Source organism: Streptomyces sp. NPDC031365 (genome assembly GCF_055569765.1).
Genome location: NZ_JBVIIM010000003.1, coordinates 203,838 through 222,978, shown reverse-complemented (window position 1 = coordinate 222,978; position 19,141 = coordinate 203,838). Strand labels below are relative to the sequence as shown.

General features: G+C 72.5%; 16 protein-coding genes. 10 read left to right on the top strand and 6 right to left on the bottom strand.

Translation table 11 applies throughout. From position 1 onward, the window contains the following. Positions 1 to 370 precede the first annotated feature (370 nt). The 4 genes from ACZ5C2_RS06315 to ACZ5C2_RS06300 all read right to left on the bottom strand — a co-directional run bounded on the left by ACZ5C2_RS06315 (position 371) and on the right by ACZ5C2_RS06300 (position 6,057). Entirely contained in the window at positions 371 to 1,504 is a 1,134-nt protein-coding gene (locus ACZ5C2_RS06315) for an ABC transporter ATP-binding protein (RefSeq protein WP_468787157.1), read from the bottom strand. Continuing rightward, the gene (locus tag ACZ5C2_RS06310) at positions 1,501 to 3,477 is read right to left on the bottom strand and encodes a dipeptide/oligopeptide/nickel ABC transporter permease/ATP-binding protein (RefSeq protein ID WP_468787155.1); all 1,977 of its coding nucleotides are present in this window, start codon (positions 3,475 to 3,477) and stop codon (positions 1,501 to 1,503) included. The genes ACZ5C2_RS06315 and ACZ5C2_RS06310 overlap by 4 nt, the downstream gene beginning before the upstream one ends. Further along, positions 3,477 to 4,427, bottom strand: a complete 951-nt coding sequence (locus tag ACZ5C2_RS06305) for an ABC transporter permease (protein WP_468787153.1) — start codon at positions 4,425 to 4,427, stop codon at positions 3,477 to 3,479. Before ACZ5C2_RS06305 ends, ACZ5C2_RS06310 begins: the two co-directional genes overlap by 1 nt. A 76-nt stretch (positions 4,428 to 4,503) precedes the next feature. Beyond that, positions 4,504 to 6,057, bottom strand: coding sequence for an ABC transporter substrate-binding protein (locus tag ACZ5C2_RS06300; protein WP_468787676.1), 1,554 nt, complete (start codon positions 6,055 to 6,057; stop codon positions 4,504 to 4,506). A 224-nt stretch (positions 6,058 to 6,281) separates the two neighbouring features. Here ACZ5C2_RS06300 and ACZ5C2_RS06295 point away from each other — a divergent pair, with 224 nt between their 5' ends. The 10 genes from ACZ5C2_RS06295 (at position 6,282) to ACZ5C2_RS06250 (ending at position 17,525) form a co-directional block, all read left to right on the top strand. Beyond that, positions 6,282 to 7,034 (top strand): FadR/GntR family transcriptional regulator, encoded by a 753-nt coding sequence (locus tag ACZ5C2_RS06295; protein ID WP_468787151.1) that lies wholly within the window; start codon positions 6,282 to 6,284, stop codon positions 7,032 to 7,034. Between the two features lie 225 nt (positions 7,035 to 7,259). After that, positions 7,260 to 8,282 (top strand): acetylxylan esterase, encoded by a 1,023-nt coding sequence (locus ACZ5C2_RS06290; RefSeq protein WP_468787149.1) that lies wholly within the window; start codon positions 7,260 to 7,262, stop codon positions 8,280 to 8,282. 26 nt (positions 8,283 to 8,308) lie between these two features. Further along, positions 8,309 to 9,793 (top strand): exo-alpha-sialidase, encoded by a 1,485-nt coding sequence (locus ACZ5C2_RS06285; RefSeq protein WP_468787147.1) that lies wholly within the window; start codon positions 8,309 to 8,311, stop codon positions 9,791 to 9,793. Between the two features lie 71 nt (positions 9,794 to 9,864). Beyond that, positions 9,865 to 10,824 (top strand): dihydrodipicolinate synthase family protein, encoded by a 960-nt coding sequence (locus tag ACZ5C2_RS06280; RefSeq protein WP_468787145.1) that lies wholly within the window; start codon positions 9,865 to 9,867, stop codon positions 10,822 to 10,824. After that, on the top strand, positions 10,821 to 11,789 hold the full coding sequence (locus ACZ5C2_RS06275; protein ID WP_468787143.1) for an ROK family protein: 969 nt from the start codon (positions 10,821 to 10,823) through the stop codon (positions 11,787 to 11,789). The genes ACZ5C2_RS06280 and ACZ5C2_RS06275 overlap by 4 nt, the downstream gene beginning before the upstream one ends. Further along, a complete protein-coding gene (locus tag ACZ5C2_RS06270; RefSeq protein ID WP_468787141.1) occupies positions 11,786 to 12,493 on the top strand; it encodes an N-acetylmannosamine-6-phosphate 2-epimerase in 708 nt (235 codons plus the stop codon). The genes ACZ5C2_RS06275 and ACZ5C2_RS06270 overlap by 4 nt, the downstream gene beginning before the upstream one ends. 242 nt (positions 12,494 to 12,735) lie before the next feature. Further along, a complete protein-coding gene (locus ACZ5C2_RS06265; RefSeq protein ID WP_468787139.1) occupies positions 12,736 to 14,562 on the top strand; it encodes a gamma-glutamyltransferase family protein in 1,827 nt (608 codons plus the stop codon). A 100-nt stretch (positions 14,563 to 14,662) separates the two neighbouring features. Next, positions 14,663 to 15,511: an inositol monophosphatase family protein gene (locus ACZ5C2_RS06260; protein ID WP_468787137.1), complete on the top strand. Its 849-nt coding sequence runs from the start codon at positions 14,663 to 14,665 to the stop codon at positions 15,509 to 15,511. A 98-nt stretch (positions 15,512 to 15,609) separates the two neighbouring features. After that, positions 15,610 to 17,019 (top strand): phytoene desaturase family protein, encoded by a 1,410-nt coding sequence (locus ACZ5C2_RS06255; RefSeq protein ID WP_468787135.1) that lies wholly within the window; start codon positions 15,610 to 15,612, stop codon positions 17,017 to 17,019. Further along, positions 17,016 to 17,525, top strand: a complete 510-nt coding sequence (locus ACZ5C2_RS06250; RefSeq protein ID WP_468787133.1) for an O-acetyl-ADP-ribose deacetylase — start codon at positions 17,016 to 17,018, stop codon at positions 17,523 to 17,525. The genes ACZ5C2_RS06255 and ACZ5C2_RS06250 overlap by 4 nt, the downstream gene beginning before the upstream one ends. An 18-nt stretch (positions 17,526 to 17,543) precedes the next feature. Here the strand turns inward: ACZ5C2_RS06250 and ACZ5C2_RS06245 are convergent, their stop codons facing one another. Then, positions 17,544 to 18,614 carry an SPFH domain-containing protein gene (locus tag ACZ5C2_RS06245; protein WP_468787131.1) on the bottom strand — a complete coding sequence of 357 codons (1,071 nt, stop codon included), beginning with the start codon at positions 18,612 to 18,614 and terminating at the stop codon, positions 17,544 to 17,546. A gap of 4 nt (positions 18,615 to 18,618) precedes the next feature. After that, entirely contained in the window at positions 18,619 to 19,050 is a 432-nt protein-coding gene (locus ACZ5C2_RS06240; RefSeq protein WP_468787129.1) for an NfeD family protein, read from the bottom strand. Between the last annotated feature and the right edge of the window lie 91 nt (positions 19,051 to 19,141).

Below are 19,141 nucleotides of genomic sequence, written 5' to 3'. Positions count from 1 at the left end.
CCCCGCCACCGCCCCCGGCCCACCGGCCCTGGTGGTCACCGACGCGAGGGCCGGTGACCACCGGGGCGGTTCCCGCGGCGACGGAGGCGGTCCGGGTCCCTCGCGCCGGCCCGGGACCAGGACGCCGTGCGCACCGGTGCCACGGCTCCGCTCGTCGGCGAGCCGTGGCCGGCCCCGCCCGCGCCCCCCGCGGTGTGGCAGCGGCGGTGGCCGGCCGGCTCCCCCGAGTGGCGGCGCGGGGTGGTCGTCATCGCGGGCCGGGGCCGTGGCGGCTTTCGGGCGCCTCCGAAGCGTCCGCGGCCCCGCCGGGGAACCGAGTGCGGTCGCGCACGGCAACCCGGCGCCGAGCGCCGCGAGCGAGGTTCGTGATTCAGACGGAGCCGGCGTGCCTCCCGGCCGCGTGCACCACGGCGGCTTCGCCTCCCGGCTGCGGGTGCACACAGTGCCAGCGGTGTCCGTCCGCCCCGTCGGAGGCGGCCGGGAACACGGTGGCGCACGCCTCGTCCGCCTTCCAGCACCGGGTGCGGAACGGGCAGCCGGAGGGCGGGTTGGTCGCCGAGGGTACCGGGCCGTGCAGCACGATCCGCTCGGGACGCTCCAGCAGGCTGGGCGTGGCCGACAGCAGCGCCTCGGTGTACGGGTGGCGGGAGTCGCCGGAGACCTGGGAGGCCCGGCCCTCCTCCACCACACGGCCGAGGTACAGCACCGCGATGCGGTCGGCCAGATAGCGCACGGTCTGCACGTCGTGGGAGATGAAGACCATGGCGAGACCGAGCCGGGAGCGCAGATCCACCAGCAGGTTGAGGATCTGGGCGCGTACCGACACGTCCAGGGCACTGGTCGGCTCGTCGGCGACGATCAGCTCCGGCTCCAGCGCCAGCGCGCGGGCGATGGCCACCCGCTGGCGCTGACCGCCGGACAGCTGGCCGGGCAGTGCCCCCAGGGTGTGCTCGGGCAGGCCGACCAGGTCCAGCAACTCCTCGACCCGCTGCTCGCGCTCCGCCCGGGTCCCGCGCGCGTGCACGTCCAGCGGGTCGCGCAGGATCCGGCGCACGGGCAGGCGTGGATTGAGGGCGGTGGAGGGGTCCTGGAAGATCACACCGACACTGGCCCCGAAGCGGGTACGGCGTTCCGCGGCCGGCATCTCCCAGAGGTTCTGCCCCTTGAAGTACACCCGGCCCTCGGTCGGGCGCTGGAGACCGGTGACCACGCGGGCCAGCGTGGACTTGCCGCAGCCCGACTCGCCGACGAGGCCGAGGATCTCACCGCGCCGTACCTCGAGGGAGGTGTCGGTCAGGGCGTGTACGGCGTCCCGGCGCAGGATGCCGCCGCTGCGTGCCCTGTGCCGGACATGGATGCCGTCCAGCCGGACGAGGGGACCCGTCGCGCCGTCCGGCGAGTCCGTCGGCGCGGTCTCCGGTGAGGCCGCCGTGGCGGCCGGCGGGGCCTGCGGGTCCACCGTGGTGTCCAGCGGTTCCATCGTGGTGTCCTTCGGGGCGGTCATCGGGCACCCTCCAGCGACTTGATCGACGAGCGTACGGGCGCCGGGTGGTGGCAGGCGAACAGGTGGTCCGGCGCACCGTCACGGTCGGCGGCGGGCGGCGGGGTGGTGGCGCACAGCTCCGTGGCGGCGGCGCAGCGGGAGGCGAACCGGCAGCCGGGGCCGAAGGCCTTCGGCGCGGGCACCACACCGCGGATCTGGTGCAGCCGCTCCGCGCCCGCCTCCAGCGACACGACGGAGCCGAGCAGCCCCCGGCTGTAGTGGTGCGCCGGGTCGGTCAGCAGGGAGCGCGTGTCGCCGGCCTCGGCGACCTGACCGGCGTACATCACCGCGACCCGGTGGGCGAGATCGCCGACCAGGGCCAGGTCGTGCGAGACGAGGACCATGGCGAAGCCGAACTCGTCGCGCAGCCTGATGAGCAGTTCGACGACCTGCGCCTGGACGGTCACGTCGAGCGCGGTCGTCGGCTCGTCGGCGATGAGCAGCCGCGGACTGCGGGAGAGCGCCATGGCGATGAGCACGCGCTGGCGCTGGCCGCCGGAGAGCTCGTGCGGGTAGCTGCGCAGGGTGCGCTCGGGGGACAGGCCGACCAGGTCCAGCAGTTCGGCGGGGGTGCGGGTGCCGCCGCGCGAGGTGAGCCGCCCCAGCTGGGTACCGATCAGCACCGACGGGTTCAGGGACGACATGGCGTCCTGGTAGACCATCGCGATCTCCGGGCCCATGAGCGCCCGGCGCTCCTTCGGCGACAGCTTCAGCAGATCGCGTCCCCGGTACAGGATCTCACCCTCGGCCTCGGCGTTGCGGGCCAGCAGGCCCATGATCGCGAGGCTGGTGATCGACTTGCCGCAGCCGGACTCGCCGACGAGCCCCAGGGTCTCGCCCTCACGAACGGTGAAGGAGATGCCGTCGACGACCTGGATGTCGCCGTAGCGGTCGGGGAAACGGATCGACAGATCGCGGACGACGAGCAGGTCGGGGGAGTCCTCGGCCAGCGGCGGGACCGTGGGCCCCATGGCCTCCAGGCGCGCGGTGAGACGGGCGAGCGAGGCGTCCACCTCGGCCTGGTCGACGGCGGGCGCGGCCTCGGCGGTGGCCTTCTCACCGGAGTCGTCGCCGTCGGCGCGGGCCTTGTCGGGGGAGGCGGCGGCGTCCGTCATGCCCTCGGACAGCACGTTCAGCGCGAGCACCGTGATGAGCAGGCACAGGCCGGGGAAGAGGGTCGCCCACCAGCCGCCCGAGAGCAGGATCTGCCGGCCGTAGGCCAGCACGCTGCCCCAGCTGGGGTCGGGGTCCTGCACGCCGGCGCCGATGAAGGACAGACTCGCCTCGAAGATGATCGAGTCGGCCACCATGACGGTCGCGAACACCAGGACCGGCGCGGCACAGTTGACGGCGACGTGCCGGGCCACGATGTAGTGGCGTCGGGCGCCGATCACCTGCTCGGCGGCGACGTAGTCCTCGCCGTACTGCTCCAGCACGTTGGCCCGTACGACGCGGGCGAGCGAGGGGGAGTAGACGAAGGCGATGGTGAAGATGATGACCGGGACGCTGGGTCCGAACACGGCGACGAGGACGGCGGCCAGGGCGATCGGCGGGAACGACATGATGACGTCGAGCGTGCGCATCACCGACTCGTCGGCGAGCTTGCGCGAGGTGGCCGCGAGGGCACCCAGGGACGAGCCGATGGCCAGCGCGAGCAGCGTCGCGCCGAGGCCGATGACGAGGGAGTAGCGCGCACCGTGCACGACCCGCGCGAACACGTCACGGCCCGCCCGGTCGGTGCCGAACCAGTGGTCGGCGCCCGGCGGCAGGGCGGGGGTGCCGGTGGTGAGCGGGTCCTGGGTGAGCAGCGGCGCGAAGACGGCGCCGAGCACGACGACGAGGAGGATCGCGAGGGCGATCCGGGAGGGCACGGGCAGGCGGCGCAGGCGGGTGCCGGGCTTGAGCCGCTCGGCGAGGGAGCGTGGGGCGAACATCACACCGTCCTGATGCGCGGGTTGACGAGCAGGTAGAGCAGGTCGACGACGACGTTGACGACGAGGAAGGCGATGGCGATGGTGAGCACGGTGCCCTGGACCAGCCCGACGTCGCCTCCGTTGACGCCTTCGAGGATCAGCTTGCCCATGCCGGGCAGGTCGAAGATCGCCTCGATGACGACGGCGCCGCTGAGCATGTAGCCCACCTTGACGCCGAGCACGGTCATCGGGGTGACCAGCGCGTTGCGCAGCACCGACCGGATGATCAGGAACGGCGGCAGGCCGCTGCCGCGGGCGGTGCGCACATAGTCGCGGTCCAGCTCGGAGACCATCGAGGTGCGGATCAGACGGGCCAGCGAGGAGGCGACCGGCAGGGCGAGGGCGACCGCGGGCAGGGTCATGCTCCGCAGCCAGCCGCCGAAGTCGTCGGCCGGGTTGACGTAGCCGCCCGTCGGAAGGACGGGCATGTTCAGTGCGAACTGCTGGATGAGCAGCACACCGAGCCAGAACGAGGGCAGGGCGATGCCGGCCATCGACAGCACCCGGAACACCTGGTCGGGCCAGCGGTCCCGGTACATGGCGCTGGTGACGCCGAGGACCAGGGCCAGCACAACGGCGAGGGCGAGGCCGAGCAGCGTCAGCTGCAGGGTGAGCGGGAACGCGGTGGTGATCCGGTCGGCGACGGGCTGGCTGGGCGGCACCGTGACACCGAGGTCTCCCTGTACCAGATCGGCCAGGAAGGCGAAGTAGCGCACCGGCAGCGGGTCGTTGAGACCGTGCGCCTCCGCGAACGCGGCACGTGCCTCGGGGCTCGCGCTGTCCCCCAGCGCGTTGTACGCGGGGTCGACCGGTGAGAACTGCAGCACCACGAAGACCAGCAGCGCGATGCCGAGCACCATCACCGGCATCATCGCGACGCGGCGCAGCGCGAGCCGGAGGAATGCAACCATCGTGAGGTTCCTAAGGGGTTGGGGCCGGGCCGCCGCCCAGGTGGTGCGGCGGCCCGGCGACCTGTGCGGGTGGGGCTCAGGCGCGGCCGACGTCGACGAAGGACAGGCCGGTCGTGGGCAGCGGCCGGAAGCCCGGCAGCGCTCCGTCCTTCCACGCGGTGGGCAGCTTGCGGTGCAGCACCGGGTACAGGGCCGCCTCCTCGGCCACCAGATCGGTGACCTGTGCCCACAGTTGCTTGCGCTTCTCCGCACCGGCCTCCGAAGCGGCCTTGTCCAGCAGCGACCTGACCTTCTTGTAGGCGGGCGAGCCGGCCCAGCCGTAGCGGTTCTCCGGCCAGAAGCCGTAGTAGAACCAGCGCAGCAGCAGGTCGGCGTCGTTGCCGAAGACCGACGGGTCGCCCGGCGCGGCCAGCGCCTCGAAGTCACCCTTGTCGATCTTGGCGTACTGGGCGGGGGACTGGGCGATGTCCAGCTTGGCGTCGATGCCGACCGCCGCCCAGCTCTCCTTGATCAGCGGTGCGATGTCCTTGACCCAGCCGGTGTCCGTGAGCAGCAGGGTGAAGGAGAGCTTGTCCAGCCCCGCTTCCTTGAGCAGCTTCCTGGCCTTGGCCGGGTCGTGGCCGTAGACGGTGGCGGCCTTGTGGTGGTCGGGGTGGGTGGCCGGCACGTATCCGCTGGCGGCCTCGGCGTTGCCCAGCAGGGCGGTGGAGATGATCTTTTCGGTGTCGAGCGCGTAGTGCAGCGCCTGGCGCACCCGCTTGTCCGTGAAGCGCTTGTCCTTGCAGTTGAACATCAGGAAGAGCAGCCCGAAGGACTGGACGGACTCCACCTTGTCCTTGCCCGTGAAGCCCTTGACGTCGATGTAGGGCACGTCCTCGATCGCCTGCACGCGGCCGGACTTGAGCGCGCTGACCCGGGCCGACGGGTCGGACATCAGATACCAGACCATCTTCTTGGCCTTGGCCGGGTGCGGCCCGTTGTACTTGTCGTACGCCGCCATGACGATCTTGTCCTCGCGGGTCGCCGACACGAAGCGGTACGGGCCCGAGCCGACCGGCTTGGCGTCGAAGGCCTTGGCGTCGGCGCCGGCGATCTTCTTCGGCACGATACGCACCACGGCGATGCGCGACGGGAAGAGTGCGAAGGGGTGCTTCAGCTTGAACTCGACCGTCGCCTCGTCGACCGCCTTCGCCTGATCGATGAAGGGCACGAACTGCGCCATCAGCGAGGCGTTCTTCGGGTCGAGGACCCGCTCGAAGCTGAACACCACGTCGTCCGCGGTGACCGCCGAGCCGTCGTGGAAGGTGGCACCCTTGCGGAGGGTGGCCCGGTAGGTGGTGGGGTTGATCTTCATCGGCATCTCGGTGGCCAGGGTCGGCCGGGCGACGAGTGTGGCCGGGTCGAGGTCCACCAGGCCCTCGAAGATGTGCATATTGGCGGCGAACGGCGTCGCGCCGGAGGTGATCATGGGGTCGAAGCCCGTGGAGAGCGGGTAGGAGAGCCCGGCTTCGATGGTGTCGGTCCTGCCGCCGGAACCAGCGGAGTCGTCACCGGTGCTGCCCGGGCCGCCGCAGGCGGACAGGCCCGCGGTGATCGCGGTCGCCACACCGATGGCGCTGGTGTATCTCATGAAGCTGCGGCGGTCGACGCCGGCTGCGCTGCGCGGGGACAAGGGAACCCTCCTGGCGGGGAGTCATGGGGAGTCATGGGGAGTCACGACGGGCGAGGATGCGGAATGGCCGATTCTGTACGACGGGTTGGCGCGAACGTACCCCGTCGACAATGCATCAGACGTCTGATGTCTGATGCTTGATAGCGTGGGAACGTAGTCGGGCAAGGGAGAGGGGTCAAGAGGTGGCGGTGGGACAAAGGGCGATTCGGGGTGGGGTACCGGAGCCCAAGACGGCACGACAACCGTTGCGACAGGAGGTCGTGGACGGCATCAAGTCGTACATTCTGCGCAATCAGCTGCGGCCCGGCGACCCGCTGCCGACCGAGCCCGCGCTGTGCGAGGCGCTCGGCGCCAGCCGCTCCAGCGTGCGGGAGGCGATCAGGATCCTCACCGCGCTCGACATCGTCGAGGTGCGGCACGGCCACGGCACCTATGTCGGCCGGCTGAGCCTCTCCGCCCTGGTGGAGAGCCTGGCCTTCCGCGGCCTGCTCAGTCCCGACGACGACTTCCAGGTGATGAGCGACCTCATCGAGGTGCGCGAGCTGTTCGAGCGGGGCATGGCCGAACGGCTCGTGGAGTCCCTCAGCGGCGACCAGATCGACCGGCTGGCGGTGCTCGTCGACGAGATGCGCAAGGCGGGCGCCGGGGAGGGTCACGGCTTCGTCGAGGCCGACCGCGCGTTCCACACACTGCTCGTCGCCCCTCTCGGCAACGATCTCATCGGACAGCTCTCCGCGGCGTTCTGGGACGTCTACGTCATCGTCGCGCCGCACCTCGACGTCTTCACGCACGAGCACGAAGCGGCCACCATCGCCAGTCACCAGCGCATCGTGGACGCCGTGCGGGACCGCGATCCCGCGGAGTTCGCGGAGGCTCTGACCGAGCACTACGCGCCCGTGCGGCAGCGGATCACGGAGGCCCGGGCCCGGCGCTGACCTGGTTCTTCCACGGTGGAGGCAGTCCCGGGCACGGGGCTGCCTCCACCGTGTCGTACGGGGTGTCCGGCCGCCGGCGGGTCGGCGGGTGGGGCGTGTGACGGCACTTGACGGTCGGCTTCGGGATCTCTAGGGTCCCAGGACAACAGACATCAGACGTCTACTCTCCAGCCTTATGTCATCGCGCTGCGCCGCGCGCACGCCTCACCCACCGGGGCCCTCTCCATGCCACTGACGGACCTCACCCTCGCCGAGTGCCTCGCCCGGCGGCCCGACCTCGACGAACCCGCCGACCTCGACGCGTTCTGGGACCGGACCCTGCGGACGGCCCGAGCGGCCGGCACCGCCCCCCGCTTCACGCCCGTGGACACCGGCCTGACCCAGGTCACGACCTATGACGTGGCCGTGCCCGGCTTCGCGGACGAGCCCGTCCGGGGCTGGCTGCACCTGCCCGCGGGGGCCGGTGGCCCGCTCGGCTGCGTCGTGGAGTTCCTCGGCTACGGACGCGGACGCGGCCTGCCGCACGAGCAGGTGCTCTGGGCGAACGCCGGCTACGCGCACTTCATCATGGACACCCGCGGCCAGGGCTGGTCCACCGCCGGGGGCGACACCCCCGACACGGTCTCCCTGAACGGCGACGTCCCCGGCTTCCTGACCCGGGGGGTGGACAGTCCGGACCGCCACTACTACCGGCGCGTGTACACCGACGCCGTGCGCTTCGTCGGGGCCGCCCGCGCCCATCCGGCGGTCGACCCGGACCGCGTCGTCGTGACCGGACACAGCCAGGGCGGCGGCATCTCGCTCGCGGTCGCCGGACTCGTACCGGGCCTGGCGGGTGTCATGCCCGACACCCCGTTCCTGTGCGACATCCGCCGCGGGGCACAGATCGCCGGCGTGCCCCCCTACACCGAGATCGCGGAGTACCTGAGCCTGTACCGCGACCGCGCCGAGACCGTCTTCACCACGCTGTCCTACGTCGACGCGGCCCTGCTGGCCGCCCGTGCCACGGCCCCGTCCCTGTTCTCCATCGCCATGATGGACGCCATCTGCCCGCCCTCCACCTGCTTCGCCGCCTACCACCGTTACGGCGGCGCCAAGGACCTGCGGGTCTACGAGTTCAACGGCCACGAGGGCGGCGGCGGCCACCACCGGCGTGAGCAACTCGCCTGGGTCCGGAAGCGGATCGCCTCGCCCCGACCCCTCGACGACCCCAGCCGCTCCACCCTGCACGATCACCGACTCGCCTGACCCCACACCCGAGAAGAGGCACGTTCATGCAGCGTAGAGTCACCCTGGCCGCCGCCACCGCGGTCGCCACCCTGGCCCTGCTGGCCGCCGGCACCCCCGCCGCGCACACGGCCGACCAGCAGGCCGCGTTCACGCCCGGCACGCTCACCTCGCAGAACATCGCCACTGGCGGCACCGGATCCCCGTACTACCGCATCCCCGCCTTGACCCGCACCACCAAGGGCACGCTGATCGCCGCGTACGATGCCCGTCCCACCCTCGGTGACCTGCCCGGCAACCTCGGCGTGGTCCTGCGCCGCAGCACCGACGGCGGCGTCACCTGGGGGGACCAGCAGGTGGTCCGCAAGGAGGCCGCACCCAAGGGCTTCGGAGACCCCAGCCTCCTCGTCGACCGGGAGACCGGCCGCGTATTCGTCTTCTACGCGGCCTCCATGAACCAGGGCTTCTTCGGCTCCGCCACCGGCAACGACGAGAGCGACCCGGATGTCCTGCAGGCCGACTACAGTTACTCCGACGACGACGGCCTGACCTGGAAGCACGAGCGGATCACCGCCGAGATCAAGAACCCGGCCTGGGCCGGCATGTTCGCGGCCTCCGGCGAGGGCATCCAGCTGCGGCACGGCGCCTACAAGGGCCGCCTGATCCAGCAGTACGCCATCCGCGACAACGGCGCCAACTACGCGGTCAGCGCCTACAGCGACGACCACGGTGCCACCTGGAGGATGGGTACCCCGGTCGGCCCCGGCGGTGACGAGAACAAGACCGTCGAACTGTCCGACGGCCGCGTCATGCTCAACAACCGCTCCGCGCCCTACCGCACGGTCGCCCACTCCACCGACGGCGGCGTCACCTACACGCCGTTCCAGCAGGACAAGGAGCTGCCCGACCCCGCCAACAACGGCTCCGTCATGCGCTTCGCACCGGACGTACCCGCCACGCACCCGCGGGCGAAGTGGCTGATGTTCAGCAACACGGCGACCACCAGCGGCCGCAGCAACCTCACCGTCCGGCTCTCCTGCGACAACGGACAGAACTGGCCGATCCGCAGGACCGCGGAGGCCGGCTCGGCCGCCTACTCCACGCTCACCCCGCTCGGCGACGGCACCATGGGCAACGACCGGGTGGGCATGCTGTGGGAGCGCGCCAACTACCAGCACATCACCTACTCCTCCTTCGACCTGCACTGGCTCGGCGGAGTCTGCGCGCCCGTCACCGTCACCCCGCCCGCCACCCTGTCCGCGGGGAAGACCACCACCGTCACCGTCCGCGTCGTCAGCCAGAACGACGTCACCCTCCCCGGCGGAACGGTCTCCCTTGCCCTGCCGGCCGGCTGGAGCGCCCCCGAGGTGGCCGTGCCCGCCCTCAACCCCGGCCAGGGCGCCAACATGAAGATCCCCGTCACCGTCCCCGCGAACACCACCGCGGGCAGCGTGCAGGCCACCGCGGAATATGAAGTCCGCGGCCGGCAACACTCCTACGGCGACACGACGTTCACCGTCACCGCGCCGTAGGCGGTCACGGGTCGCCCGGCGCCGGGCGGCCCGTCCTCCCGTACCACCATTCGCACAGCCCAGGAGACGCCATGTCCTCGTCCCAGCCCCTCCGCGGCGTCGTGCCGCCCGTCTGCACCCCCCTGGATGCGTCGGGCGAAGTCGACGCCGCCTCCCTCACCCGCCACGTGGAGCACCTCGTGCGCGGGGGAGTGCACGGGTTGTTCGCCCTGGGATCCAGCAGCGAGGTCGCCTTCCTCACCGACCGGCAGCGGGAGGTGGCGCTGCGCACCGTCGTGGAGGCTGTCGCGGGCCGCGTTCCCGTACTCGCCGGCGTCATCGACATGACCACGCCCCGCGTGCTCGTCCACGCGGAGTCCGCCCGCGAGGCCGGCGCCGACGCCCTCGTCGCGACCGCGCCCTTCTACGCCCGGACCCATCCCGTCGAGATCGCCCACCACTTCCGCACCCTCCGCTCCCGAGTCGACCTGCCCCTGTACGCCTACGACCTCCCGGTCTGCGTGCACAGCAAGCTCTCCGTCGCCCTGGTCCGCGAACTCGCCGAGGACGGTACGCTCGCCGGTCTCAAGGACAGCAGCGGCGACGAGGGCGGCCTGCGCCGGCTCATCGTCGAACTCGGCGGACGCCACGGTCGCGCCGACGGCCCCGCACCCGCCTTCAGCATCCTCACCGGCTCCGAACTCACCGTGGACGCCGCCCTGCTGGCGGGCGCCGACGGCGTCGTGCCCGGTCTGGGCAACGTGGACCCCGCCGCCTACGTGCGCCTCTACGACGCCGTGCGAAGGGGAGAGCACGACAGCGCCGTCAAGGAACAGGAGCGGCTCGTCGAACTGTTCGGCATGGTCGACGCCGGACCCGAGAGCGAGATGGGCCGCAACTCCTCCGCGATCGGCGCGTTCAAGCACGCGCTGCGCCTGCTCGGCGTGTTCGCCGAGGGCACCACCGCCGCTCCGCAGATCCAGCTGAGCGAGGCCTCGATCGCCCTCGTCGAGGAGCGGCTGCGCGGCGCCGGTCTGCTCCCGGTCCGATGACGGCACCGCACCCGGACGCCGACGCGCCGGTGATCGGCCTCGACCTGGGCGGTACGAAGATCGCCGCAGCCCTGGTCGCGCGCGACGGCACCGTCCTGGCCCGGCACTCCCTGCCGACACCGGCGACCAGGGGCGCCGAGGCGGTGCTCGACGCGCTCGCCGAGGCCGCCCGGACGGTGTGGAGACCGGACACCACGGCGATCGGCGTCGCCGCCGCCGGAGTCGTCGACCCGGAGACCGGGACCGTCACCAGCGCCACGGACACGATCCGCGGTTGGGCCGGCACCGCCCTGGGGGCCGGCCTCGCGGCCCGCACCGGGCTCCCGGTCGCCTGCGACAACGACGTACGCGCGGCGGCGGCGACGGAGCTGTCCGACCCACATGGGGGCCGGAATAGGCCGGGACCAACGATGATCTACGCCGCCGTCGGCACCGGCGTGGGTGGCGCCGTCGCCGTGGACGGGCGGATGCTGCACGGCGCGGCCGGGATCGCCGGACACCTCGGGCACATGCCGAGTCCCGAGGCCCACGGGCTGCCCTGCACCTGTGGCGCCACCGGGCATCTGGAGGCGATCGCGGCGGGCCCCGGCATCACCGCCCACTACACGCGGATGAGTGGGATCCCGGCCGACCGCCTGGAAAGGGTGGCCGCCCGCGCGCGGGCGGGCGAACCGCACGCCACCGCGGCCATCGTCCTCGGCGCGAAAGCCACCGGCCGCGCTCTGGGCGGCCTCGCCAACACCCTCGGAGCCGACCGTGTCGTCGTCGGCGGCGGCGTGCCCCGCATCGGCGCGCTGTACACGGACGCCCTGAACGCGGCGTTCGCCGCCGAACTCATGGCGCCCCTGAGGAGACTGCGTCCGGTACCGCCACGCGGCGGACCCGATGCCGCGGTCCTCGGCGCGGCCGCGCTGCCCCGCACCCTGACCCTGCACCACCCCCACCCGACCGGAGCCCCGCGATGACCCCGCCTCTCGCCGAAGCCCTGAAGGGCCGGCTGATCGTCTCCTGCCAGGCTCCGCCCGGCGACCCGATGCGGCACACCGACACCCTGGTCCGCATGACGCTCGCCGCCCAGGCCGGCGGTGCGGCGGCCGTCCGCGTCAACGACCCGGAGGTCGTCGCGGCCACCGTCGCGGCCGTCGCCCTGCCGGTCATCGGCCTGTGGAAGGACGGTGACAGCGGCGTCTTCATCACCCCGACCGTGCGTCACGCGCTTGCGCTCGTGGACGCCGGGGCCGCGGTGGTCGCCGCCGACGCCACCGCCCGCCCACGCCCCGACGGCAGCACCTTCGCGGAGCTCGTCGACGCCGTTCATGAGGCGGGCGCCCTGGTCATGGCCGACGTGTCGACCTTCGATGAGGGCCGTGAAGCCGCCGAGCTGGGCGCCGACTTCGTGGGGACGACGCTCTCCGGCTATGTGCCCGGCTCACCCGTGCAGAGTGCCCCGGACCTCGCCCTCGTCGCCGATCTCGCCGCCGCGATTCCGGTCCCGGTGATCGCAGAGGGCCGTATCGCGACCCCCGAGCAGGCCGCCCGGGCCCTCGACGCGGGCGCGCTGAGCGTCGTCGTGGGCACCGCCATCACGGCCCCGACCGCGCTGACCCGGGCGTTCGCCGCCCGCCTCGCCCCTGATCGGTCCCGCAGGCGGAACTTTGGGGGTGCATGACCGGCTTTCCCACGTGCCCCCTGCGGGAGAGCTCTGCGCCCGGGGAGTGCCTTCATCAACGCACGGGCCGAACTCGGTGCACCCGGCCGCCGCGTCTGAGACGCGGGGTGGTCGGTAGCCTGCCGGGGGAGCGGACGGTGGAGCGCTTCGGCGTGAACCCCCCGATGCCTTTCCGGACCGTTCCCGATCGCCGGCCGAACCGGTCCGCGTGCGAAACGACGAGGCACGAGGTGAGAGGCCCCATGTTCACGACCCGCCCCACCCTCCAGGGCACCTTCGGCATGGTGTCCTCCACCCACTGGCTGGCCTCGCAGTCCGCGATGGCCGTGCTGGAGGACGGCGGCAACGCCTATGACGCGGCCGTGGCCGGAGCGTTCGTCCTGCACGTCGTCGAGCCGCACCTCAACGGCCCGGCCGGCGAGGTGCCGATCCTGCTCGCGCCGGCCGGCGGTGAGGTACGGGTGCTGTGCGGGCAGGGCGTCGCCCCGGGCGGGGCGACCGTCGCCCACTACAAGGGGCTCGGCCTGGACCTCGTCCCCGGCACCGGGCCGCTCGCCGCGGCCGTGCCCGGCGCCTTCGACGCCTGGATGCTCCTGCTCCGGGACCACGGCACCAAGGCCCTCGCCGACGTCCTGAAGTACGCCATCGGGTACGCCGAGGACGGGCACCCGCCCGTGGAGCGCGTCGGCGAGACCGTGGAGGCCGTACGCGAGCTGTTCGAGACGGAGTGGACCTCCTCGGCCGAGGTGTACCTGTCCGGCGGCCGTGCCCCGCGCCCCGGCGGGCTGCTGCGCAATCCCGCCCTGGCCGCCACCTGGAAGCGGCTGCTCGCCGAGGTCGCCGGGGCCGGGGACCGGGAGGCGCAGATCGACGCCGCGCGGGAGGTGTGGCGCGGCGGATTCATAGCGGAGGCCCTGGTCCGGCAGGCCGGGCGTCCGACCCTGGACACCAGCGGCGAACGGCACAGCGGCACCCTGACCGCCGCCGACCTCGCCGGCTGGTCCGCCACCTACGAGACGCCGGTGACGTACGGCTTCGACGGCTGGACCGTGTGCAAGGCCGGCCCCTGGAGCCAGGGCCCGGTGCTGCTCCAGCAGCTCGCCCTGCTCCCGCCGGAACTGCCCCGCTACGGCTCCGCGGACTATCTGCACCTGCTGATCGAGGGCTGCAAGCTGGCCATGGCCGACCGGGAGGCCTGGTACGGGGACGCGGCCGAGGTGCCGCTCGACGACCTGCTGTCGGCCGAGTACAACGCCGAGCGGCGGACCAGGGTCGGCCCCCGCGCCTCGCACGACCTGCGGCCCGGCAGTCCGGGCGGGCGCACCCCCCGGCTGAGCGCCCACGCGCGCGTGGTGGCCACGGAGGATCCCGCCTTCAGCCCCATGGGGGCCGGCGAACCCACCGTCGCCAGGAGCCCCGCGTCCCCTGTGCCCGGCGAACCGGACGTCTCCGCCGACGGCGGCACCCGCGGCGACACCTGCCATCTGGACATCGTGGACCGCTGGGGCAACATGATCGCGGCCACTCCCAGCGGCGGCTGGCTCCAGTCGAACCCCGTCGTGCCCGAACTGGGCTTCCCGCTCGGCACCCGGCTGCAGATGACCTGGCTGGAGGAGGGCCTGCCGAACACCCTCACCCCGGGCCGCCGCCCCCGGACCACCCTCACACCGTCCCTCGCGCTGCGCGACGGCGTGCCGGTCATGGCGTTCGGCACGCCAGGCGGGGACCAGCAGGACCAGTGGCAGCTGCACTTCTTCCTCGCGGTCGCCCTGCGCGCCAAGGTGCGCGGCGGACTCGACCTCCAGGGCGCCATCGATGCCCCCAACTGGCACAACGACAGCTTCCCCGGCTCCTTCTACCCGCGCGGCATGCGCCCCGGCAGCGTCACCGTCGAATCCCGTACGGACCCGGCCGTGGTGAAGGCGCTGCGCCGCCGCGGCCACGAGGTGACGGTGGGCGACGCCTGGTCGGAGGGGCGGCTGTGCGCCGTCGCACGGGACCCGGCGACCGGAGTCCTCTCCGCGGCCGCGAATCCGCGCGGCCAGCAGGGCTACGCGGTGGGCCGCTGAACCCACGAGCCGACGGGCCGGCACCCCATTTTCATGCCGATTCCACCCGGGGTGCACCGGGAGGGACGGGAAAGTCGGTGGCGCGTGCTCTCATAGGGGCATGATCGAGAACCACAACGAAACCATCGACGAGTTTCTCACCCGGCACGCCTTCGACGTGGAGGAAGCCGTCCGCAAGGCCGCCGCGCAGGAGATCATGCCGCGCTGGCGCCGCCTCGCCGAGCACGAGGTGGACCGCAAGAGCGGCCCGCACGACCTGGTGACGGACGCCGACCGCAAGGCCGAGCTGTATCTCACCGAGGTACTCCCCGCCCTGCTGCCCGGCTCCGTCGTGGTGGGCGAGGAGGCGGTGCACGCCGACCCGAGGTCGTACGAGGCGATACAGGACGAGGCGCCGGTCTGGATCGTCGACCCGGTCGACGGGACCCGTCAGTTCGTGCGCGGCGACACCGGTTTCTGCACCCTGGTCGCCCTCGCCCGGCGTGGCGTCGTGTACGCCTCCTGGACCTACGCTCCCGTGCACGGCCAACTGGCCACGGCCGTCCGGGGACACGGCGCCCACCTCGACGGAGAGCGGCTGCACGCCGGCTCCCCGGGGCCCGGCCGCGATCTCCGTGTGGCCACCTCCCACCCGGACTTCACGACGGCCGAGCAGAAGCGGGCCCTGCTCGGCCTGCGGACGGACGGAGTGGCGCCGCGCCCCTGCGGCTCCGCCGGCCTGGAGTACCTGGCCGTGGCCAGCGGTGCGTCGGACGCCACGGCGTTCAACTGGGAGGCAGCCTGGGACCACGCGGCCGGACTGCTCCTGGTGGAGGAGGCCGGAGGCACCCACCTCACCCGCGCGGGCAAGCCCTTCGACATCCGGGGCGGCAACACCCTGCCCTTCACTGCCGCCCGGGACACGGCCACCGCGCACCGGGTGGTGGAACTGCTGTCGGACGCGGCCTGATCCGCCCCGGGCCAAAGGCCCGGAAGAACGCCGGCGCCCCGGCATATCCTGATCCTCCAGTGGCCGTCGGCTGACAAAGGAGTCCGAAGGTGCCGTCGATGCTCGATGCGGTCGTGGTGGGGGCGGGGCCGAACGGGCTGACCGCTGCCGTGGAGCTGGCCAGACGCGGCTTCTCGGTGGCCCTGTTCGAGGCGAAGGGCACCGTGGGCGGCGGCGCCCGCACCGAGGAGCTCACCCTCCCCGGCTTCCGTCACGACCCGTGCTCCGCCGCTCACCCGCTCGCCATCAACTCACCCGCCTTCCGCGCTCTCCCGCTGGAGCGCTACGGCCTGGAGTGGCTGCACGCGCCGCTTCCCATGGCCCACCCCTTCCCGGACGGCACGGCGGCCGTGCTGTCCCGGTCGGTCGGTGAGACGGCCGCCTCCTTCGGACCGCGCGACGCCGGTGCGTACCGCCGCCTCGTCGAACCCCTCCTGCCCCGATGGGACACCCTGGTCCGCGACTTCATGTCCCTGCCGCTGACCGCGCTGCCCCGTGACCCGGTCACCCTCGCCCGCTTCGGACTGGTCGGCCTGCCGCCGTCGACCTGGCTCACCCGCCGCTTCCACGACGAGCGGGCCCGCACCCTGTTCGCCGGCCTGGTCGCCCACGTCATGGCCCCTTTGGGCGGCTTCGCCACCGGCGCCGTCGGGCTGGTCTTCGCACTCGCCGCGCACGCCCGCGGCTGGCCCGTCGCCCGCGGCGGCTCCCAGGCCATCTCCGACGCCCTCGCCGCGTATCTGAAGGACCTCGGCGGCACCGTACACACCGACTACGAGGTCAAGCGCCTCGACGACCTGCCGCCCGCCCGGGCCTATGTCTTCGACACCTCGCCCACCGCACTGGCCCGTATCGCCGGCTTCGGCGACCACTACGCGAACTACCGCTACGGACCGGGCGTATTCAAGATCGACTACGCTCTGGACGGCCCCGTACCGTGGACCGCTCCCCAGGCGCGCACGGCCGGCACCGTGCAGATCGGCGCGGACAGCGGGGAGATCGCCGCCGCCCTGCGCGCCGTCTCCCGCGAGCGCAGGGCTCCCGACGCCCCCTTCCTCATCACCGTGCAGCCCGGCGTCGCCGACCCCACCCGCGCCCCGGCCGGCAAGCACGTCTTCTGGGCCTACGGCCACGTACCGAACGGCTGGACCGGCGACCTCACCGATGCCATGGAACGCCAACTGGAGCGGTACGCCCCCGGCTTCCGCGACCGTGTTCTGGCGCGCGCCACCGCGGGCCCGCCCGAACTCGCCGCCCGCAACGCCAACTACGTCGGCGGCGACATCGCCTCCGGTGCGGCCTCCGGACTCCAGCTGCTGCTGCGACCCAAGCTGTCCCTGTTCCCGTACACGACCCCGCACCCGGCCGTCTTCATCTGCTCGTCGGCCACTCCGCCCGGCCCCGGAGTGCACGGCATGTCGGGACACAACGCGGCCAAGGCCGTCTGGAGGAGGCTCCGCCGGACATGACCACCCTCACGCTCGTCCAGGGCGACATCACCCTGCAGAGCGCCGACGCGATCGTCAACGCCGCCAACTCGTCCCTGCTCGGCGGGGGCGGCGTCGACGGCGCCATCCACCGCCGGGGCGGCCCGGAGATCCTGGCCGAGTGCCGCGCTCTGCGCGCACACCGGTACGGAGGGGGCCTGCCCACCGGCCGGGCGGTCGCCACCACCGCCGGCCGCCTCGACGCCCGCTGGGTGATCCACACCGTCGGCCCGGTGTACCAGGGCGCCGGCAGCGATCCCGCGCCGCTCGCCTCCTGCTACCGCGAGTCCCTGCGCGTCGCCGACGAGCTCGGCGCCCGCACGGTCGCGTTCCCCGCCATCTCCACCGGCGTGTACCGCTGGCCGATGGACGACGCGGCCCGGATCGCCGTCGAGACCGTCCGGGCCACACCGACGGCGGTCGAGGACGTGGTCTTCGTCCTCTTCGACGACCGGGCCTACGAGGCGTTCGCCACGCGGGCCGGCTGACCTCCGGCCCGCACGTCCTCACGCACGGTCGTCTTCGCCGCCCTCGGCGAGCTGCTTGCGCCGGAGCTTCGCGGCAGTGCCGCTGCCGCTGTCGGCCTCGGCGGCGTCCGCGAGGGCCTGCGCCGCGGCCCGGGCCGCCTGTGCCGTGTCGTCGGCGGCCCGGGTGGTGCTGTCGTCGGCCGACGGCTTCTCACGGGTGGCCGGCGACTGGGGCAGCACCTCGGTGAAAGCCTTGGAGACGCCCTGGAGGGCTGAGGTGATCTCGCTGGGGATCACCCAGAAGTTGTTGCCCGAGCCCTGCGCGAGCTGGGGGAGCGCCTGGAGGTACTGGTAGGCGAGGAGCCCCGGGTCGGGGTCGTTGCGGTGCACGGCCTGGAACACCTCGTCGATGGCCCGGGACTGCCCCTCGGCCTCGAGGATCGCGGCGGTCCGGTTGCCCTCCGCGCGCAGGACGGCTGCCTGCTTGTCGCCTTCGGCGGTGAGGATCTGCGACTGGCGCTGCCCCTCGGCCCCCAGGATCGCGGCCCGCTTGTCCCGCTCGGCGCGCATCTGCTTCTGCATCGCCTCCTTGATGGACTGCGGGGGGTCGATGGCCTTGATCTCGACCCGGTTGACCCGGAGCCCCCACTTGCCGGTGGCCTCGTCCAGTACTCCGCGCAGCTGGCTGTTGATGGTGTCCCGTGAGGTGAGGGTCTTCTCCAGGTCCATGGACCCCACGACATTGCGCAGGGTGGTGACGGTGAGCTGCTCGACGGCCTGGAGGAAGCTGGCGATCTCGTAGAAGGCCGCCCGCGGGTCGGTGACCTGGAAGTACAGGACGGTGTCGATCTCGACGACGAGGTTGTCCTCGGTGATGACCGGCTGCGGTTTGAAGGAGACCACCTGTTCCCGCAGGTCGATCAGCGGGTGCACCCGGTCGATGTACGGGATGACGAGGCTGAGGCCGGGAGTGAGGGTGCGGTGGTAGCGGCCGAGCCGCTCCACGTTGCGCGCGCGTGCCTGGGGCACGATGCGGACCGCTCGCACGACGGTGAAGATCGCGAACAGCGCGATGATCAGGCCGGCGATGAGAGGGGCGGTGAGGTCCATGGCTTCAGTCCCTGGGGTAGACGAGCGCGGTGGCGCCGCTGATCTCTATGACGTCGACAGTTTTTCCCGTTCGGATGACCAGGGTTTCGTCATAGCTGCGCGCGGTCCACTCCTCGCCGTCGATACGGACCCTGCCGCCCGTCCCCGTCACCTCCGACAGGACGTAGGCCGGCTTGCCGATCAGGGCGTCCGTACCGAAACGCGTGGTCTGGGGCTGGACCATGTGGCGCAGCGCCAGGGGACGTACGAACAGCAGCGTGCCGGTGGCGACCAGGCCGTACACCAGGAGCTGGAGCCAGAGCGGCAGCCCGGCCGCGGCGACTCCCGCGGTGACCAGCGCGGCCGCACTCAGCATTCCCAGCGCGGCAGTGAGAGTGAAGATCTCCGCCACGGCCAGGACCGCCGCGATGATCAGCCAGATCAGCCATGGATCCATGACGCGCCTCTTCTCACCTGTGCGGGTCTCGAGGACTGGACCTTTGCCTCCACTTTACGCACGAGTACGCCGACTTCCGAAGACGCGTGCG

Excerpts from the sequence above, each read along its gene's own strand:
- ACZ5C2_RS06285 (WP_468787147.1), top strand. The coding sequence starts at position 8,309 with ATGCAGCGTAGAGTCACCCTGGCCGCCGCCACCGCGGTCGCCACCCTG.
- ACZ5C2_RS06305 (WP_468787153.1), bottom strand. The coding sequence starts at position 4,427 with ATGGTTGCATTCCTCCGGCTCGCGCTGCGCCGCGTCGCGATGATGCCG.
- ACZ5C2_RS06270 (WP_468787141.1), top strand. The coding sequence starts at position 11,786 with ATGACCCCGCCTCTCGCCGAAGCCCTGAAGGGCCGGCTGATCGTCTCC.
- ACZ5C2_RS06240 (WP_468787129.1), bottom strand. The coding sequence starts at position 19,050 with ATGGATCCATGGCTGATCTGGCTGATCATCGCGGCGGTCCTGGCCGTG.
- ACZ5C2_RS06255 (WP_468787135.1), top strand. The coding sequence starts at position 15,610 with ATGCTCGATGCGGTCGTGGTGGGGGCGGGGCCGAACGGGCTGACCGCT.
- ACZ5C2_RS06300 (WP_468787676.1), bottom strand. The coding sequence starts at position 6,057 with ATGAGATACACCAGCGCCATCGGTGTGGCGACCGCGATCACCGCGGGC.
- ACZ5C2_RS06290 (WP_468787149.1), top strand. The coding sequence starts at position 7,260 with ATGCCACTGACGGACCTCACCCTCGCCGAGTGCCTCGCCCGGCGGCCC.
- ACZ5C2_RS06315 (WP_468787157.1), bottom strand. The coding sequence starts at position 1,504 with ATGACCGCCCCGAAGGACACCACGATGGAACCGCTGGACACCACGGTG.
- ACZ5C2_RS06260 (WP_468787137.1), top strand. The coding sequence starts at position 14,663 with ATGATCGAGAACCACAACGAAACCATCGACGAGTTTCTCACCCGGCAC.
- ACZ5C2_RS06245 (WP_468787131.1), bottom strand. The coding sequence starts at position 18,614 with ATGGACCTCACCGCCCCTCTCATCGCCGGCCTGATCATCGCGCTGTTC.
- ACZ5C2_RS06265 (WP_468787139.1), top strand. The coding sequence starts at position 12,736 with ATGTTCACGACCCGCCCCACCCTCCAGGGCACCTTCGGCATGGTGTCC.
- ACZ5C2_RS06250 (WP_468787133.1), top strand. The coding sequence starts at position 17,016 with ATGACCACCCTCACGCTCGTCCAGGGCGACATCACCCTGCAGAGCGCC.
- ACZ5C2_RS06275 (WP_468787143.1), top strand. The coding sequence starts at position 10,821 with ATGACGGCACCGCACCCGGACGCCGACGCGCCGGTGATCGGCCTCGAC.
- ACZ5C2_RS06280 (WP_468787145.1), top strand. The coding sequence starts at position 9,865 with ATGTCCTCGTCCCAGCCCCTCCGCGGCGTCGTGCCGCCCGTCTGCACC.
- ACZ5C2_RS06310 (WP_468787155.1), bottom strand. The coding sequence starts at position 3,477 with ATGTTCGCCCCACGCTCCCTCGCCGAGCGGCTCAAGCCCGGCACCCGC.